Annotated in this window: 15 protein-coding genes; 8 read left to right on the forward strand and 7 right to left on the reverse strand. The window is 67.6% G+C overall.

Annotation, left to right across the window (positions count from 1 at the left end; genetic code table 11):
• Positions 1-19 precede the first annotated feature (19 nt).
• The 4 genes from LPC10_RS13465 to LPC10_RS13480 all read right to left on the reverse strand — a co-directional run bounded on the left by LPC10_RS13465 (position 20) and on the right by LPC10_RS13480 (position 8,195).
• Positions 20-4,960, reverse strand: coding sequence for a malto-oligosyltrehalose synthase (locus LPC10_RS13465; protein ID WP_231342275.1), 4,941 nt, complete (start codon positions 4,958-4,960; stop codon positions 20-22).
• A complete protein-coding gene (treZ, locus tag LPC10_RS13470; RefSeq protein ID WP_231342277.1) occupies positions 4,957-6,762 on the reverse strand; it encodes a malto-oligosyltrehalose trehalohydrolase in 1,806 nt (601 codons plus the stop codon). Before treZ ends, LPC10_RS13465 begins: the two co-directional genes overlap by 4 nt.
• A 249-nt stretch (positions 6,763-7,011) precedes the next feature.
• Complete coding sequence (locus LPC10_RS13475) at positions 7,012-7,494, reverse strand: DUF2852 domain-containing protein (RefSeq protein WP_231342279.1); 483 nt, start codon at positions 7,492-7,494, stop codon at positions 7,012-7,014.
• A 74-nt stretch (positions 7,495-7,568) separates the two neighbouring features.
• Positions 7,569-8,195 carry a TetR/AcrR family transcriptional regulator gene (locus LPC10_RS13480; RefSeq protein ID WP_231342282.1) on the reverse strand — a complete coding sequence of 209 codons (627 nt, stop codon included), beginning with the start codon at positions 8,193-8,195 and terminating at the stop codon, positions 7,569-7,571.
• 219 nt (positions 8,196-8,414) lie between these two features.
• Here LPC10_RS13480 and zigA point away from each other — a divergent pair, with 219 nt between their 5' ends.
• From zigA to speG, 3 genes are all read left to right on the forward strand, one after another.
• Positions 8,415-9,635, forward strand: coding sequence for a zinc metallochaperone GTPase ZigA (zigA, locus tag LPC10_RS13485; RefSeq protein ID WP_231342287.1), 1,221 nt, complete (start codon positions 8,415-8,417; stop codon positions 9,633-9,635).
• 5 nt (positions 9,636-9,640) lie between these two features.
• On the forward strand, positions 9,641-9,934 hold the full coding sequence (locus LPC10_RS13490; protein WP_231342290.1) for a hypothetical protein: 294 nt from the start codon (positions 9,641-9,643) through the stop codon (positions 9,932-9,934).
• Positions 9,935-10,015: 81 nt separating this feature from the next.
• Positions 10,016-10,564, forward strand: coding sequence for a spermidine N1-acetyltransferase (gene speG / locus LPC10_RS13495; protein ID WP_231342293.1), 549 nt, complete (start codon positions 10,016-10,018; stop codon positions 10,562-10,564).
• A 66-nt stretch (positions 10,565-10,630) separates the two neighbouring features.
• Here speG and LPC10_RS13500 read toward each other — a convergent pair whose 3' ends face one another.
• Both LPC10_RS13500 and LPC10_RS13505 read right to left on the reverse strand, forming a co-directional pair.
• The gene (locus tag LPC10_RS13500) at positions 10,631-11,044 is read right to left on the reverse strand and encodes a hypothetical protein (RefSeq protein WP_231342296.1); all 414 of its coding nucleotides are present in this window, start codon (positions 11,042-11,044) and stop codon (positions 10,631-10,633) included.
• 113 nt (positions 11,045-11,157) lie between these two features.
• Positions 11,158-11,952, reverse strand: coding sequence for a hypothetical protein (locus LPC10_RS13505; RefSeq protein ID WP_231342297.1), 795 nt, complete (start codon positions 11,950-11,952; stop codon positions 11,158-11,160).
• Positions 11,953-11,955: 3 nt separating this feature from the next.
• Here LPC10_RS13505 and LPC10_RS13510 point away from each other — a divergent pair, with 3 nt between their 5' ends.
• Positions 11,956-12,129 (forward strand): hypothetical protein, encoded by a 174-nt coding sequence (locus tag LPC10_RS13510; RefSeq protein WP_231342298.1) that lies wholly within the window; start codon positions 11,956-11,958, stop codon positions 12,127-12,129.
• Positions 12,130-12,373: 244 nt separating this feature from the next.
• A complete protein-coding gene (locus LPC10_RS13515) occupies positions 12,374-13,408 on the forward strand; it encodes an aspartate-semialdehyde dehydrogenase (protein WP_231342303.1) in 1,035 nt (344 codons plus the stop codon).
• Between the two features lie 245 nt (positions 13,409-13,653).
• Here LPC10_RS13515 and LPC10_RS13520 read toward each other — a convergent pair whose 3' ends face one another.
• A complete protein-coding gene (locus LPC10_RS13520) occupies positions 13,654-14,322 on the reverse strand; it encodes a CatB-related O-acetyltransferase (protein ID WP_231342309.1) in 669 nt (222 codons plus the stop codon).
• Between the two features lie 264 nt (positions 14,323-14,586).
• Between LPC10_RS13520 and rimP the strand changes: the two genes are divergently transcribed.
• The 3 genes from rimP to LPC10_RS13535 all read left to right on the forward strand — a co-directional run bounded on the left by rimP (position 14,587) and on the right by LPC10_RS13535 (position 17,817).
• The gene (gene rimP, locus LPC10_RS13525) at positions 14,587-15,342 is read left to right on the forward strand and encodes a ribosome maturation factor RimP (protein ID WP_231342313.1); all 756 of its coding nucleotides are present in this window, start codon (positions 14,587-14,589) and stop codon (positions 15,340-15,342) included.
• A 61-nt stretch (positions 15,343-15,403) separates the two neighbouring features.
• Entirely contained in the window at positions 15,404-17,056 is a 1,653-nt protein-coding gene (gene nusA, locus LPC10_RS13530) for a transcription termination factor NusA (RefSeq protein WP_231342314.1), read from the forward strand.
• Between the two features lie 29 nt (positions 17,057-17,085).
• Positions 17,086-17,817: an RNA-binding protein gene (locus LPC10_RS13535; protein WP_231347039.1), complete on the forward strand. Its 732-nt coding sequence runs from the start codon at positions 17,086-17,088 to the stop codon at positions 17,815-17,817.
• Positions 17,818-17,878 lie beyond the last annotated feature (61 nt).

Below are 17,878 nucleotides of genomic sequence, written 5' to 3' on the forward strand. Positions count from 1 at the left end.
GGACAATCGTGCACCGCCCTCAAGCGGTCCGTCGCAGCACCACATAGGGCAGCGCCGCGAAGAGCAGACCGAGGTCGAGGCGATCGCCCTCGGCATCGATCTCGCTGCCGCCGATCACGTCGGTCCACCGGCTGCCCTCCGGCACCGGGAGGACGGTTCCGGCGAAAGCCTCGCCCGACCAACCTGATTCGGGCGTCAGGCGTGCGACAAGGCGGGGCACCGCCACCAGTAGATCGTCGGCACCGGAGGTCGCCGCAGAGCGGGTGAAAGCGATGACGTGCTCAGCACGCGGGCCCTCGGCTGGTAGCGGCCGGTAATCGGCATCGGCGTAGAAGGCCGGGCGCTCTGCCCGGTCGGCGAGCAGGCGCGCGAGCGTCGCCTGCTTCACACGGCCGTCGGACCAAGCACCGATCAGCGCAGCCGGAGCACCGCCGGCTTCCAGGGCACGCGCCCGCTCCTCGTAATCGACCGGCCGACGATTGTCGGGATCGACGAAGGAGAAGTCCCAGAACTCGGTGCCCTGATAGGTGTCGGGGATGCCCGGCAGGGTGCATTTGAGCACGGTGCGTCCGAGACCGGCGATCATGCCGAGGAAGGCGAGCCGCCGCACCAGCGGCCGGAGGCGCTGGAGGCAATCCGAGCCGGGGGTGATGAGGGCAGCGAAGAGCGCGTGGACGGCGCTCTCGTAGCCCTCGTCCACGTTGACCCAGCTCGACCGGCGCTTGCTCTCGCGCAATGCCTTCTCGGCATAGGCGTCGAGGCGTTTGCGGAAGTCCTCGATCGCGTCGGGATCGTCGCGCTCGAGAAGCTCCAGCGGCCACGCGCCGAGAATCGCTTGGAGGAACATCCACTGATCGTTGGGATCGGGGGCGGGCTCGCCCTCGACTTGCCTGATGTGGGCTTCCGAGGCACGGCGCCACGTGTCCCAGGCGCGCGCCCATTCCTCCGGGAGTTCGGAGAGGGCGAGCTGGCGCGAGCGGGCATCCTCGCCGCGCTTGGTGTCGTGGGTGGCCGTGGTGATCATCGCGTTCGGCCAGTCGCGGGCCCGCGCCGCCTGAAGCGCGTGGAAGTGCTCCGCATCGATGCCGTACTCGCCGGGATCGCCGCCGACTTCGTTGAGGGCGAGCAACTCGACGAACCGGTAGAACAGCGTGTCTTCCAGGCTCTTGGCCATCACCGGGCCGGTGAGCTGCTGGAAGCGGCGGCGGAAGCGCAGCACCACCTGCTGATCCGGATGTCCGGCGCCGCCGACATCGATACGCCCGAGCAGAGCATCGGCGGCGAAGTCGTGGACCGATCGATCCGGCAGGGCGCTCCAGCGCTTGGCCTTGCGAACGGCTCCCTCGATCAACCGCACATCTTCCAGCTCGATCTCGGTCTCATCGAGATCGCCTGGGAGGTAGGAGCGGTAGACGGGAAAGCGCGCGACGATCTCGATCAGCGCCCGGCGGATGGCGTTGGTGGAGAAGTCGCGGGTCCGCCGGTCGGAATCGGCGATCTGCTTCAGGTCGCCCGTCATCACCTCGAGTTCCGAGGCGAAGCTGATCTCGAGGATTTCCGCCTTGGCCGCCCGGAACTGGAAACCGTAGGGCTCGTCCATATCGGTGGCCCACCGATAGAACTTTTCGATACGCGGCTTGAGAGCACGATCCACCAGTATGCCGTCGAGCTGGTTCAGCACGTCGTAGCCGGTGGTGCCAGCGACCGGCCAGTCGCGCAGCTTCTCACCGGGCTCGAGGATCTTCTCGACCACGATGTAGAAACCCGGCCCGACCGCGGCCTGAAGCGCGCGGGCATAGCCGAGCGGGTCGGCGAGACCGTCGATGTGATCGATGCGCAGGCCGTCGATGCGGCCCTCGCCGATCAGGCGGAAGAGAAGGTCGTGCGAGCGGACGAAGACGTCCGACAGCTCGACGCGCAGGCCCGCGAGCGAGTTCACGTCGAAGAAGCGGCGATAGTTGATGTCGCTCGACGCAATCCGCCAATGGGCGAGCCGGTAGGATTGCTGTTCGAGCAGCCGGTGCAGCGGTCCGAAGCTATCGGGATAGTCGCGGTTGCCGTTGAGCAGGTGCAGCGCCCGGTAGATCGACGCCGCCATCTGCGGCGAGGCCCGCACGGCGCCCGCGAGCTGGCGCTTCAACGCCTCGGCCGCCTGGGGCATGGCCCGGCGGCGCTCGGAGTTCGTCTCCTCGCCCATGGCGCGCAGGCGCTCGGTGATCGAGAGCACTTCCGCCGACATGTCGTCGCCGATCTCGCCCAGCGCCGCGAGCGCCCGGTTGAGGATCGTCGGGTATTGCAGCGGGCAGATTGGGAACTGGTGCTCGTAGTGCCAGACGCTGAAGGCACCGGCCGCCTCGTCGAACTTCAGCTCAAGCGTGCCCTTCTCCAGCGCCTCGCCGTAGCGCTCGCCGAGGAAGGGGATGACGAGTTTGCCGTTGGCGCCAAGCCGCTCCCAGTCGATGTCGAAAGCATTGGCCGCGGGTGAGAGACCGCCCCATTCGAGCACCGAGAGCCACCACGGATTGTCGGCACCACCCACGCCCATATGGTTGGGCACGATATCGAGCAGAAGCTTCAGCCCGTGCGCGTGAAGCGCGTCGGTGAAGCTGCAGAATCCCTCCTCGCCGCCAATTTCGGGATTGATCTGCGAGTGGTCGACGATGTCGTAGCCGTGGGTCGAGCCCGGCCGCGCCCGCTGGAGCGGCGAGGCGTAGACGTGACTCACCCCGAGCCGCGCGAGGTAGGGGACGACCTTCTCCGCATCCGCGAAGGTGAAACCTTCGTGGAACTGCAGGCGGTAGGTCGCGCGCGGCGGGGCCGAGGCGAGGCGCGCGGCGCCCGAGCGCGGACCGCGCTCCTCCGCCGAGAGGGCGGCGGCGAGCTTGGCGAGCGGGCCACCCGGCGCGGCGATCGCCTCGAGATTGCGGTCGAGCTTGCGCCGCCAGTTCGGGTAGCCCTCGGTCGAGCCGGGCACGTTGGCTTGGCTGAGTTCGCCGACCACGTCCTCATACTGCACGGCGGTCAGGATCGAGGGCGCACGGGCGAGGTATCGGGCGGCGGCCTCGAAGGGCGCTTGCTCCGGCGGCTCGGAACTCGGCAGGAGCTGCTGGGCGGCCAGAGCCTCCGACAGGCGCCAGCGCTCGCTGACGCGCTCCGTGCGCTCGGCCTCGGCCCGATCGGCATCGTAGAGGCCGAGTGATTGCCGGGTGTCGGTATCGACACCGCGCCACCACCCGACGAAGGTCGGCAGGTCATGTGTGGTGATCGCCGTGAGCGCGTCCTTCGGATACGCGTCGGGCGCCTTGAAGGCACCGCCGTTCTCCCGCTCGAAGGCGAGAATGCGGTAGCTGAGAATGCCCGATTGCATCAGCGCATCGGAGAAGCCCTCCGGCGCCGTGCCGAGATCCTCAGCGATGACGAGGCATTTGGCGCGGTGGCTTTCGAGACGGAGCACCGCCAGCATCGGCTCGAACGGCATCGCTACGTAGGCACCCTCGCGGGCCGAACGGCCGAGCGGGATCAGGAACAGGCGAGCGAGCTGGAAGGCATGATCGATGCGGATCGCGCCGGCATGGCGCATGTTTGCCTTCACCAGCGCGCGGAACGCCTTGAGGCCGTCGCGCTCCATCTCCAGCGGATCGAAGGCCGGCAGGCCCCAATCCTGGCCCTTGGGTGCGAGCAGGTCCGGCGGTGCGCCAATGGAGACGCCATCGGCGAAACGCTCGGGATGCGACCAGATCTCGGAGCCGCCCCGGTCGGCGCCGACCGCGAGATCGCGGTAGAGCCCGAGGCGCATGCCGGCCTTGAGCGCCAGCTCGGACGAGGCCTTGAGCTGGCTGTCGGCGAGGTATTGCAGGAAGACGTGGTAGGCGATGCGCTCCGCGTGTTCTTCAGCGAAGGCTCGGACGGCGTCGGTGCCGGCGCGGCGATACGCCTCTGGCCAATCGCCGAGCCAGTGGGCGCCCTTGGCCCGGAAGTGCTCCGAGAGGGCATCGAAGGTCGCGTGCGATTCGAGGTTCTCACCCCCCTCCTCGCGGAACGCGGCGAAGCCGGCATCCTTGCCCGCCTTCGCCTCGGAGGTGTCCCAATAGGCTTCGAGAAGGGGAGACAAAACCTCCCACACGCCGGCATGATCGACGAGCGAGGTGTCGCGTAGCGCCTCGATGCGAGCGCGGTGACTCTCCAGAAGCGCCTCGGCGCGGCTGCCGGCAAAACCCGGCAGAGCCCCCGGCTCGATGTAGAGGGTTTCGAGGAACAGCCGCGAGGACGGGGAGTAGGGCGAGATCTTCGCCCGGTCGGTCGGGAACAGGGCGTGGGCCGGGCTGAGCCCCAGGAACGAGGCACCGCGCAGGGCCGCATCGCGGGCAGCGCGGCCGGCATCAGCGTAGGTGCCGATGCCGAGATTGGCAGGCGAGCGAAGACCGTAGAGCTGGGCGGCAAGGCCCCAGTCGCGGGCGCCGTCCTCGGCATAGGCGCGCGGGCGCCAGCACTTTTGCGGGGCAGCGACGATCCAGGCCTGAGCCCGGCGGTCGCCGACCGTTACCGTGAGTTGGTGGTAGCCCGGCGTCAGCGGCGGCAGGTCGAAACCGGCACCCTCCTCCGAGGCCGTGAGTGTGGCGCGCCCCTCGCGGGAACGGTCGTGCTCGTCGACGAGCCGCCACGCGACGGCACCCGTGGTCACGCCCATTCGTACCGGCACGCGCAGGCCGCGGCGCGCCTCGGCCGCCAGCAGAGGCGGAACGACGTTGGCGCGCACGGCCTCGACGGCGGCGAGGCTGTGGCGCACCGCATCGTCGTCGCCGGCGGAGAAACCGAGGGCTTCCAGCATGCCGCGGCGGACATCCAGCGGCGTATCAACCCGCTGCCCGAAGGCGTCGGTGAAACCGTCAGCGATCCCGACGAGGTCGGCGAGGCGTTCGAGGGCATTCACGTCCGAAACACTCACGTCCGAGCTGCTCACTTGCTGCCCCCGATCAGGAACACGCCGGTCCAGAACGGAAGCTGCATCGCCTGCCGGGCGCTGCCGTTCGACCAGATCACCTGACCGCCGTCGGCATCCGCCGCGTACTCGTCGTCGCCGACATTGGCGACGAAGCGCAGCCAACCGTCCTCGTAGAGCCAGGTGCAGTCCACCACGCCCGGCGCCGGGATCGTGGCCTTGGCGCCGAGAAAGCGGCTCTTGGTCAACGGCACGACACTCTGCCGGCGGATCTGGAGAAGGTTGCGGGTATCGGCCCAGACGGCGCGGTGCGGCTCGGTCTCGGCTTCGTCCCAATCGATCTTCGAATCCTCGAAGGTCTTGGCGTCCGTCGGATCGGGAATCACGGAGGTGTCGTCGGCGAAGGCCGCGAAGCTCTTGAACTCGCGGCGGCGCCCCTCGCGCACGGCCTTGTTCAGCTCCTCGTCCGGCGCGAAATCCACAAAGAACAGGAACGGCGCCGAGGCCGACCATTCCTCGCCCATCCACAGCATCGGAATCTGCGGCGCCAGCAGCAGGCCGGCGCGGGCCAGCGCCAGCTTTTTCGGGTCCGCGAGGTGGCTCAGCCGTTCGCCGAGCGCGCGGTTTCCGACCTGATCGTGGTTCTGGAGGAAGGTGACGAAAGCCGAGGGCGGCAGGTGACCCGAGGGCTCGCCGCGAGGGTGATTGTCGAGGGTCGGGAACGGCTCGCCCTGATAGGCGAACCCCTCCGCGAGGCAGCGGGCCAGATGCTCCACCGGCTTGTCGGCGAAGCTCTCGTAATAGCCGGCATCCTCGCCGGTCAGCAGCACGTGCCAACAATGGTGAAGGTCGTCCGCCCATTGCGCACTGTGCTGCAGGGGCTGGCCCTTGTCGTCACGCTCCAGCCAGCGGGCCTGATTGGCCTCGTTCTCCAGGATCAGGTGGACGTGCCGATCCGGAAAGGTCTTCCGGATCGTCTCGCCGAGTTCGGCGAGAAAATGCGTCTCGGAGTCGTCGAGGATCGCGTGCACCGCGTCGAAGCGGATGCCATCGAAGTGATACTCCTTCAGCCAGTAGAGCGCGTTCTCGATAAAGTAATCGCGCACGACCGGGCCGGATTCCGTTCCGTCGAAATTGATACCGGCGCCCCACGGAGTTTGGTGACGCTCGGTGAAGAATGTCTTGGCGTAGGCGTGCAGGTAGTTTCCGGCCGGGCCGAAGTGGTTGTAGACGCAATCGATCAGCACCATCAGGCCCTTGGCATGGGCGGTGTCGATCAGGCGCTTGAGGTCGTCCGGGCGCCCGTAGGCCGAGTCCGGGGCGTAGGGCAGCACGCCATCGTAGCCCCAGTTGCGGGTCCCCTTGAAGTCGGCGAGCGGCAGCAGCTCGATCGCCGTCACGCCGAGATCGACCAGATCGTCGAGCCGCTTCTCGAGGCCGGCATAAGTGCCCTCGGGCGTCGCGGTCCCGACATGCACCTCGTAGACGATCGCTTCTTCCCAGGGCCGCCCGGTCCACTCGCCGTCCGACCACGTGTAGGCCTTCGGGTCGATCACCTCGGACGGTGCGGAAACGTCCTCCGGCTGGAAACGCGAGGCCGGATCGGGCACCACGAGATCGCCGTCGATGCGGAAGCCGTAGCGGGCGCCCGCCTTCACGCCGGGCAGTGTGGTCCGGCGCCAGCCCTCGCCGACATCCGGGATCGGATGGTCGGTCCCATCCACGACGAGAGTCACGTCCTTGGCGGTCGGCGCCCACAGGGCGAACCGCACACCGTCGTCGGCAAACTCGCTGCCGAACCGCATTGCATGGGCGCGCCGCATCAGGCCACCGCTCTCCACTGGAGTCAAAATCGATCGTCGCTCAGGCTGGGCGGCCGTTTCTGTGTCTCACAAGGCGCCCGGCGCCCGCTTGTTCCCAGCCGCGGCAGTTATGGCGGCGAAGGGCTGCGACAACCTCGCGGCGTGACGGAATCGCTGCACTGCACGCAAAACCGTCCGGACATGCGAAGGGCTCCCCGCCCAGGTCGGCGGGGAGCCCTTCTAACGATCGTCTTCCGGCTTGATGTAGGATCAGGCGTTGATGGTCGGACCGCCGCCTTCGGAGCGACGCTTGGCCATGAAGGCGTCGAACTGCTCGCGATCCTTGGCCCGCTTCAGCTCCTCGACGAACTCGGCGAAGGCCTGGCTCTCTTCCTGAAGTGCGCGGCGGCGCGCCTCCAGTCGCTCCAGCTCGGCCCTGCGGTACTCCTCGAAGGCCCAGTTGCCGGAGGTGGCAGCAGTGCCGGAATACCCCTTGGCCGCCTCGAAGGCGCGGGCAAAGCGCGACCGGCCATCACCGCCCGCGAAGCTGAAGCTGCCGCTGTTGGCGAAATCCTTCATCTGGCTGAGCGCGGGATAGCCCGCGATCTTCCACGCGACGTAGGCGACCGCGATTGGCCACCAATAGACGAAAGCGACGACGATCGCGCCGATTTCGAGCGAACGCTTGGGAAACGGGCCGCTTCGGCGAGACGCGCCGGAGGACCAGGGAGACGTGGTGGAGGACGTGTTCACGGCTGAGGGCTCCGGGTGTGAATGTGAACAACATTCACATGCGGGTGCGCCCCCATCGTTTCAAGGGGCTGGCCTCACGGCATTTCGCGCGGGCGTTGGCCGGCTCCGTGAACCAGCGCCAGAACGCCCGCACGCAGTAATTCGTACTTGTCCGGGCCGGGCTTCGGCAGTTGGCCGGCGGCGGCGAGAGTGGCGATACCGTGTGAGAGGGCCCAGACTTCCAGGGCAAGAAAGCGCGGATCGACACCGTCGAACCCGTCGGGAAAGGTCGAGCGCAAGGCCTCGACCAGAAGGTCGAATGGGTTCGGCCGCGCGGAGGCCGGGGCGGGTACCGCCTGACCGCGCACCTCGAAGATCGCCGCGTAATAGCCCGGTTCCTCCTCGGCGAAGGAGAGATAGGCCTCGCCCATGCGGGTGAAACGCTCCAATGGCGTGCCGCGGCCTGCCAGCGCCCGCGCCAAACGATCGGCCAAATCGGCGAAGCCGCGGCCGGCCACCTCTTCCAGCAGCGCCTCCCGACCGCGGAAATGGCGGTAGAGTGCTGCGGGCGTGACGCCGACTAGCCGGGCGGCATCGACCAGAGTGAAGCCGCCGATGCCGCGCTCGGCAATGAAGCGGCGTGCGGCCTCGATCAGGGCCTCCTTGAGGTTGCCGTGATGGTAGCTGCGCCGGTCTCCCGGTCCCTCGCGCCAGGGTCGCACCCGTCCATCCCTCCACGCTGCCCGATCGCGTGTCTGTAACCGATCGAACCCTGCGCCGGTCGCACGCCGCCACCATCATTCGCTCGGTTTGAACCCGCTTCAGCCTTTTCCGCCGAGTCGGTCGACGAGTCGACCATCTTTTCCGCCGACCAGGCTTGACGGCATGCACCAAATGAAACGTTATAAAGTAACATCAATCAGCCGATCCTTTGGACGACTATGCCTCAGACCGATGCTCGCCTTCCTGTCACCGTGCTGTCCGGCTTCCTCGGCGCCGGCAAGACGACGCTGCTCAACCACGTTCTCAACAACCGTGAGGGTCGGCGCGTCGCGGTGATCGTGAACGACATGAGCGAAGTGAACATCGATGCCGCCCTCGTTCGCGAGGGCGGCGCGGGCCTGTCACGCACCGACGATCGGCTGGTCGAGATGACCAACGGCTGCATCTGCTGCACCCTGCGCGACGATCTGCTCGCCGAGGTTCGCCGCCTCGCCGCCGAGCGCCGCTTCGACTACCTGCTGATCGAGGGCACCGGCATCGCCGAGCCTTTGCCGGTGGCGAGCACCTTCTCCTTCCGCGACGAGGCCGGCGCGGCCCTGAGCGACGTTGCCCGGCTCGACACGATGGTGACCGTGGTCGATGCGGTGAACCTGCTGAAGGATTATGGCTCGAACGACTTCCTGCGCCAGCGTGGCGAGACGGCGGGCGCCGAGGACACCCGAACCCTGGTCGATCTTCTCGTCGAGCAGATCGAATTCGCCGACGTTGTGGTGATCAACAAGGCCCGCGACGTCGCGCCGGAGACGCTCGACCTCGTCCGCTCGGTGGTTCGGGGATTGAACGCGGATGCGCGCATCATCGAAGCCTCGCACGGACAGGTCGCCTCGGAGGCGATCCTCGATACCGGCCTGTTCGACGAAGAGAAGGCGCAGGAACACCCCCTCTGGTTCAAGGAACTCTACGGCGCGCACGAGCATGTGCCGGAGACCGAGGAATACGGCATCGGTTCCTTCGTCTACCGGGCGCGGCGCCCATTCGATCCGCAGGCGTTTCAAGGCTTCGTCAACACGACCTGGCCGGGCCTGATCCGGGCGAAGGGCCATTTCTGGCTCGCGACCCGGCCTGAATGGGTCGGCGAGTTCTCGCTCGCCGGTGCCGTCGCGCATATCGGTGCGATGGGGTTCTGGTGGGCGGCGGTGCCGCGCCAGCGCTGGCCGGCGGAGGAGGTCTTTCGCGAGCGTCTCCACTCGGTCTGGAGCGAAGTCTGGGGCGACCGGCGCCAGGAACTCGTGTTCATCGGCCGCGGGATGGATCGCGACGCGATCACCGCCGCGCTCGATGCCTGCCTCGTCGGCTCAGCCGAGATCCGGCGCTTTGATCCGGACGCCTATCGCGACTTGCCCGATCCCTTCCCGGCCTGGCGCCGCGCGGCCGCCTGATCCCGATGGGCTTTATCAGCCTGAAGGATTGGCGTGCCCGTTCGGCCGGGCTGGCGCAGGCGGCGGCACGGGCCAAATCCCTTCTGCGCCCGGCGTTGGCACTCACGGAGGCGGATGCCCTTTCCGTCAACGAGATCGCCTGCGCCGATCCCGGCTGTCCCGACAAGGAGACGGTGGTGCTGGTGATGCGGGCCGGCGAGCCGACGCGGGCGCTGCGCTTCCGCGGCCCGCTCGATGACTTGGATGAAGCCGCCGCCCGCGTCCTGGCGGTGGAGGAGGTCCGGCTCCGCGAGACTTGAAGCCGGCTTTCATCATTCCGTCTTGGTCGGCGTGGGAGTAGGCCTCACGGCAAACCCGTTCAGCTCCGGCCGAGTGCGGATATGAGTATCATACTGCGACCGCTGGAGCGCGAAGACCTCCTCTTCGTGCACCAGCTCAACAACAACGACAGCATCATGCGCTACTGGTTCGAGGAGGCCTACGAGTCCTTCGCCGAACTGGCACAGCTCTACGAGCGCAACATCCACAACCAGACCGAGCGGCGCTTCATCATCGCCACGGAGCGCGGCGAGCCGGCGGGGATGGTCGAGCTGGTGGAGATCAACCACCTGCACCGGCGCTGCGAGTTCCAGATCGCGATTCACCCCGATTATCAGGGGAAGGGCTACGCCAAGCGCGCCACCCGCATCGCCATCGACTACGCTTTCAAGGTGCTCAACATCCACAAGCTCTACCTGCACGTGGACAAGGACAACAAGCGCGCCGCCGGTATCTATGAAAGCTGCGGGTTTCGTCCCGAGGGCATCCTGAGAGACGAGTTCTTCGTCAACGGCCGCTACCGCGACGCGGTGCGCATGTGCCTGTTCCAGCCCGATTATCTCGCCGAGCGCGGCGCGGGCGACGTGGCTGAGCCGGTGCTCAAGACCTGATCCGGTCCCGCAACGAAAACGGGCCCCGAAGGGCCCGCTTCCGTCGCCGGAGAGAGCGAGACGATCCTACCGGTAGGGGTTGCCGTAGCGCGCGACGTAAGAGGTGGGGTCGATCGCGTCGATGGCCGAGAAATCGACGTTGCGGATCGCCGTCGAGCGGGCGCCGATGAACGGGCCGTTGGTGATCGGATCGGGGAGGACGCCACGGCCGTAACGGTCGGTCGGGCCGTAGGCCGGCAGAAGCGCGTTCGAGGCGGCGATGAAGGCCGGGTTGGTGGCCGGATTCGACACCGAGCCGTTGCCGGGCTCGACCACGTTGCCGGCATCGAGCCAGGAGCGCGGACGGATGCGGATCGGCAGCGGCTGACTCACGCGCACGTAGCCGGGATTTCCGTAGGGGCCCTGCGCCTCAGCACTTGTTCCGAAGCCGATCGCGGTGAGGGTCATGGCGCCCAACAGGGCGAGCTTGGAAAAGCGCATGGCGTACCTTGTCGTGTGAGAGGCGACTGTACGGGCCGTTCGTTAAGAATCCCGCTTGTTGCAGAGTAGACGTTCTGGCGTGGCCGTTGTTCCCGAACTATGGCCGCGCTTCGTCATTTTCGCCGCGATTTCGCCGCATTGTTTTTCGCTGGCTCCGTGGCCTCGGCGACCGCAATCGATCCGGTGCTGTCGCCGGGTCCCGAAGCGGCCACTTCCTCGCTCCGGCAGGCGCTCGCTCCGGGGAAGAGATCGGTGCCGAGCGTCGCCGTCACGCGGCCGGCGAGCGTAACCCGATCGATGGCGCAGGCAACGGTGCGGGGCTCGGGCGGCTGGCCGAGGATGCCGCACAGCCAGCCGTCGATGGACACGGTTTTTAGGTCCAGGCTGCGAAAGCCGATGCAGCCGCGCTTTCCCATGGACGAGAGCGTCGTCTCGACGGTCTCGAAACCGCCCAGGCGGGTCGCCACGACGCCGCGCTCGCCGGTTCGGAGGACCGACAGGCCGCGCCCGTCCGCCGCTCGACGCACCAGGGTCACGAACAGGCTCGAACCGGGTTCGATCCGGCCGCCCGCATCGGTGGCGGTGACGAGGAGATAGGGCGCTTCGATGAGGTCGAACGCGCCCTGGCTGACACTGTCCTCGCGCTGCCCGTTGCCGGAGTTCCAGCGCGTCGGCTCGACCTGCGGCGGCAGCTCGGCCGCATCCTCACGCAGGGTCAGGAGCGGTTCCGTCGCGGCGATGGCCCGCCGCGCGCCCTCAGCGGCTCGGGGCGGCTCGCTCCAGGCACGCTGCGGCTCGGGGAGGGTGGCCCGGTCGCGGGCGACAAGGGAGAGGCCGGCGATCAGGGCCGCGCTCAGCACAAGCTTGGCTGCCAGCGGGCCGCGGCGGCGCGGGTATGTGGCGGACAAGGCGTGGAGATCGTCGAATCTGTCGGGGGCGTCGTCCGGATGGGGGAGCATGCGCAGGCCTTCGTCGGGTCCGCGGGGCTCGATGAGCCCTCGCCGTTCTCCAACCTCTGCCTTGCCGCCGGCCACCAGCAGGTTGCGCGCGTGCCGCCCATCCTCGCAATTCTCGCCCTATGGTGAATCCGCGGCCGCCGATTGCAGGGGGCTGTCACGTCACTGTTGCTCTGGCACGCACCCACCTCTTGACAGCCCGGCGCGGCAGGCATCTTGCTCCCGGCGCCTGACGGGCCCACCTCGACACCGAATCGGGGCGGGCTCGTTAGCCTATGGAATCTTCCTCGACGAAGGGCTTGCGCGGTGCGTCCGCCGGCCAGGGGAAGAGGCGGGCCGGTGGCATCCCGCCCGCGCAGCGGAGTTTGGTGAGATGGGTTACAAGGTCGCCGTCGTCGGAGCCACGGGCAATGTGGGCCGCGAGATGCTCGACATTCTGGCCGAGCGCGCCTTTCCGGCCGACGAGGTCGTGGCTCTGGCTTCGAGCCGCAGCCTGGGCCAGGAAGTCTCCTTCGGCGACAAGATTCTGAAGGTCAAAGCGCTCGACACCTACGATTTTTCCGACACCGACATCTGCCTGATGTCGGCGGGCGGCGACGCGTCGAAGGAATGGAGCCCGCGCATCGGCCAGCAGGGCTGCGTGGTGATCGATAACTCGTCCGCCTTCCGCTACGACGCCGATGTGCCGCTGATCGTGCCCGAGGTGAATGCCGACGCGGTCACGGGTTTCACCAAGCGCAACATCATCGCCAACCCGAACTGCTCGACCGCGCAGCTCGTCGTCGCGCTCAAGCCGCTCCACGAGGCGGCGACGATCAAGCGCGTCGTGGTCTCGACCTACCAGTCCGTCTCCGGCGCCGGCAAGGACGCCATGGACGAGCTGTTCAGCCAGACCCGCGCTGTCTTCACCGCCGGCGAAGTCGTGCAGAAGAAGTTCACCAAGCGCATCGCCTTCAACGTCATCCCGCACATCGATGTGTTCATGGAGGACGGCTACACGAAGGAAGAGTGGAAGATGGTCGCCGAGACCAAGAAGATGCTTGATCCCAAGATCAAGCTCACGGCGACCGCGGTGCGCGTGCCGGTCTTCATCGGCCATGCCGAGGCGGTGAACGTCGAGTTCGAGCGTCCGCTTTCGCCTGAACAGGCGACCGAGATCCTGCGCTCGGCGCCCGGCGTGCTGGTGATCGATAAGCGCGAGAACGGCGGCTACATGACCCCGCACGAGGCGGCGGGCGAGGACGCCACCTACATCTCCCGCATCCGCGAGGACGCGACCGTCGAGAACGGCCTGAATTTCTGGTGCGTCTCGGACAACCTGCGCAAGGGCGCGGCGCTCAACGCCGTGCAGATCGCCGAAGTGCTGGTGAACCGCAAGCTGCTGAACAAGGCGCGTCAGGCGGCCTGATTCTCGACTGACCATCATCTTTGACGTTGCGAAGCGCCGCCCCTCTGGGCGGCGTTCTCGTTTACGCAGTGCTGCCGTCGTCTACGAGGCGGACAACGTCGATCAAGGAGACCCAAAGTGCAGGCTGCGCAGTTGCCTTCCAGCCATGCAGGAATCGACCTGCCTAGTCAGTCCGCCGATAGGCGAGGCGCTGCCAGCGATAGAGCCGAGCAAGCGCCGATCTGACTGGTCGCGCCGCCGATTACCTATGGCCTAGCCGATCGCTCGGCCCGCGCCACCGCCTCCAGCGCTCCCACATCCCCGCCGCCGATCAGCGGCAGATGCGCGGTGATCCGCTCCACCGGCCAGTCCCACCACGCGATTCGCTGAAACCGAGCCGCATCGTCCTCCGAGAAGCGGTGGCGCACCACGCGGGCCGGGTTGCCGGCCACGATCGCGTAGGGCGGCACGTCGGCGCTCACCACCGCGTGTGCGGCCACCACCGCCCCGTCGCCGATCGTGACGCCCGGCATCACCGTGCTGCGGTAGCCGAGCCAGACGTCATTACCGATGATCGTGTCGCCGCGATTGGGAAAACTCAGTTCACCCTCGTAGCGGCCGATCCAGTCGCCGCCGAAGATCGGGAACGGATAGGTTGAGAGCCCGTCGAGGCGATGGTTGCCACCGTTCATCAGAAAGCGCGTACCCGCGGCGATGGCACAGAACTTCCCGATCACTAAGCGGTCGCCGATGAAGGGGAAGTGGTAGAGGATCGCGTCGAGAAAGGCCTGCGGACCGGCCGGATCGTCGTAATACGTATAGGCGCCGACTTCGACATTCTCCGGCAAATCGAGGTTGCGGATGAAGGTGACGCGCGCGTGCCCCGGCATTGGATGAAGCCTGTCCGGATCCGGTCCGGTCATGGTCGCCTGCATGCCTCTCTCCTCCCTATCGCACGCAACGCTGTTCGCAACCGGGAATGGCCATATCGCGGCGCGACAGACCGGGAACAGCGCGTCGACGCGCTTGAATTCGCCGCGCGCCGGGGTTAAGTCACGGCTCAACATTTCTGGTGCAGTCGATAGGCTGCTTGCGGGAGTGGGCCCCCCGGGGTCCGCTCTTTTTTATTTCCGCAAGCGCCTCCTGTGCCGGATTTGCCAAGCTTAACCACTCGACTGAGACTTTCGGAAAACGACAGCATGGCGGAGCCCACCGAGAAACGTCTTGTCAGCGAGACTGGCGTCGCCGCGCGCGTCGCCCAGATCGTCGAGGGACCGATCGAGGGCCTCGGCTTTCGCCTGGTGCGGGTGAAGATCTCGAACACCAATGGCTGCACCGTGCAGATCATGGCCGAGCGGCCCGACGGCACGATGGGCGTCGACGAGTGCGAGACGGTGAGTCGGGCGATCTCGCCGATCCTCGATCTCGAAGATCCGGTCGGTGGCGCCTACTACCTCGAGATCTCCTCGCCCGGCATCGACCGGCCGCTGGTGCGCGTCTCGGATTTCGAGCGCTGGGCCGGCTACGAGGCCAAGGTGGAACTGGCCGTACCGATGGACGGGCGTAAGCGTTTCCGCGGCATCATCGGGGTTCCGAGCGCGGACGGCGCCACGGTGCCGATCGACCTGCCCGACGTGAAGCCCGGCCTGCCGAGCCGCATCGAGCTGCCGCTGCGCGATCTCGGCGAGGCGCATCTCGTCCTCACCGACGACCTGATTCGCGAGTCGCTGCGCCGCGGCTCCGCCCCGCCGCAGGACGGCGACGCGGCCGAAGAGGAAGAGGGCGAGGAGGCCGAGGACGAGGCGCCGCAGATCCGCTTCATCCCGCAGCCGAAGCGACCCAAGCCCAAGGTCGACAAGAATGCCGGCAAGCCGGTGAAGGCGAAGAAGCCCAAGCCCGGCGGCGGCATCGTCACCAAGGCCGCCCGCCTGAAGAACCGCGACACCCTCCACTGATTTTTTCGCGTTTTCCCGTCCCGAGGGACGGATGCACGCCCTGAAGGAAGGACCAGGAACCATGGCCGTCGTCAGCGCCAACCGGCTCGAACTCCTGCAGATCGCCGACGCGGTGGCCCGCGAGAAGGTGATCGACCGCCAGATCGTCATCGAGGCGATGGAAGAGGCGATCGCCAAGGCCGCCCGCTCCCGCTACGGCGCCGAGACCGACGTCCACGCCGAGATCGACCCGAAGAGCGGCGCGCTGCGCCTGTCGCGCCACCTGCTCGTCGTCGATCAGGTCGAGAACGATGCCCGCGAGATCACCCTCGATCAGGCCCGCCGCTACAATCCCGGCGCGCTCGTCGGCGACGTGATCTCCGACACTCTGCCCCCCTTCGATTTCGGCCGCGTCGCCGCGCAATCCGCCAAGCAGGTCATCGTGCAGAAGGTGCGCGACGCCGAGCGCGCCCGCCAGTACGACGAGTACAAGGACCGTATCGGCGAGATCCTCAACGGCGTGGTCAAACGCGTCGAGTACGGAAACGTCATCGTCGATCTCGGTCGCGGCGAGGGCATCGTGCGCCGCGACGAGATGATCCCGCGCGAGACCTTCCGCCCCGGCGACCGTATCCGCGCCTATCTGTTCGATGTCCGCTCCGAAGTGCGCGGGCCGCAGATCTTCCTCTCGCGCTCCCACCCGCAATTCATGGCCAAGTTGTTCGGTCAGGAAGTGCCGGAAATCTACGACGGCATCGTCGAGGTGAAGGCGGTTGCCCGCGATCCCGGCTCGCGCGCCAAGATCGCCGTCATCTCCCGCGATTCCTCGATCGATCCGGTCGGCGCCTGCGTCGGCATGCGCGGTTCCCGCGTCCAGGCAGTGGTCGGCGAGCTTCAGGGCGAGAAGATCGACATCATCCCGTGGTCGGAAGATCAGGCGACCTTCATCGTCAACGCGCTCCAGCCGGCCGAGGTCGTGAAGGTGGTGCTCGACGAGGAGGCCGACCGCATCGAGGTCGTCGTGCCCGACGACCAGCTTTCGCTCGCCATCGGCCGCCGCGGCCAGAACGTGCGTCTTGCCTCGCAGCTCACCGGCTGGGACATCGACATCCTGACCGAGGCCGAGGAATCGGAGCGCCGCCAGAAGGAATTCGCCGAGCGCACCCAGGTGTTCATGGAAGCGCTCGATGTGGACGAGACCGTCGGCCAGCTCCTCGCGGCCGAGGGCTTCCGCAACGTCGAGGAAATCGCTTTCGTCGATGTTGCCGAACTCTCGAATATCCAGGGCCTCGACGAGGAGACCGGTGCCGAGATCCAGGCCCGCGCCCAGGACTACCTCGCCCGCATCGAGCAGGAGCAGGACGACCGCCGCCGCGAACTCGGCGTCGAGGACGAGCTGCGCGAGATCGATGGCATCACCACGGCGATGATGGTGGCGCTGGGAGAGAACGAGGTGAAAACCGTCGAGGATCTCGCTGGCTGCGCCACCGACGACCTCGTCGGCTACACCGAGGGCCGCGGCCCCGAGGCCGTGCGCCACGCCGGCTACCTCGACGGTTTCGAGCTGTCGCGGGCCGAGGCCGAGGCCCTGATCATGGCCGCCCGCCTGAAGGCCGGCTGGATCGAGTCGCTGCCGGAGCCGGAGGGCGAGGCGGCGGAGGGGGAAGCGGACGAGGCTGAGACCGCGGAAGGCGAACCGACCGAGGCGGCGGCTGCAGAGCCGCAGCAGGCCTGAGCCGGGAGCGACGCGAGGCGGTGCAGGACATGATCACGCAGGGCGAGACGGCCGAACCCGGTCCGGAACTCGACCGCGGCCCCGGCCGCGGCCGGGAGCCCGTGCGCACCTGCATCGTCACCCGGACCGCGCAATCGCCGACCGCGATGATTCGCTTCGTGCTGGGACCGGACGGCGCGGTGGTGCCGGACCTGCGCGCGCGTCTCCCGGGCCGCGGCGCCTGGGTGACGGCGACCCGCGCCACGGTCGAGGCGGCGGTGAAGCGCCGCGCCTTCCACCGCGCCTTCAAGACCGGCGAGGTGAAGGCCGCGCCCGATCTCGCCGATCAGGTCGCCGAGGGGCTGCGCACCGATCTGCGTCAGGCGCTGGCTCTGGCCAACAAGGCGGGCTGCGTGGTGACCGGCTTCGGCAAGGTCGAGTCGGCGATCCTCGGCGCCGAGGGCGTCAGGGGACTGATTCACGCTAGCGATGCCGCACCGGACGGCCGGCGCAAGCTGGCCGCCGCCTTGCGGCGGCGCTACGGCGATGCCATATCGGTTATTCCCGTTGCCGATGACCTGTCCAACGCCGAATTGGACATGGCATTGGGCCGGGATCATGTGATACACGCTGCCCTTATCGCGGGAGCCGGCACTACCGGCTATCTCGCGCGTTGGCGTCGGTTCCGCACCTTCGAGGGTATGGCGTCGGCGTCTGAAGAGGACGCCCCGCTTGCTGCTGGCGCGACCGCCTTCGATTCGCACGACGACGAATTGACATGACACTCGGCCGGGCATGCCCGCCGCCGGCCGATGGGACGATGGAAACCCTCAGGGTTCAGAC

This window comes from Methylorubrum sp. B1-46, from assembly GCF_021117295.1.
In the GTDB taxonomy this organism is placed as follows: Bacteria; Pseudomonadota; Alphaproteobacteria; order Rhizobiales; family Beijerinckiaceae; genus Methylobacterium.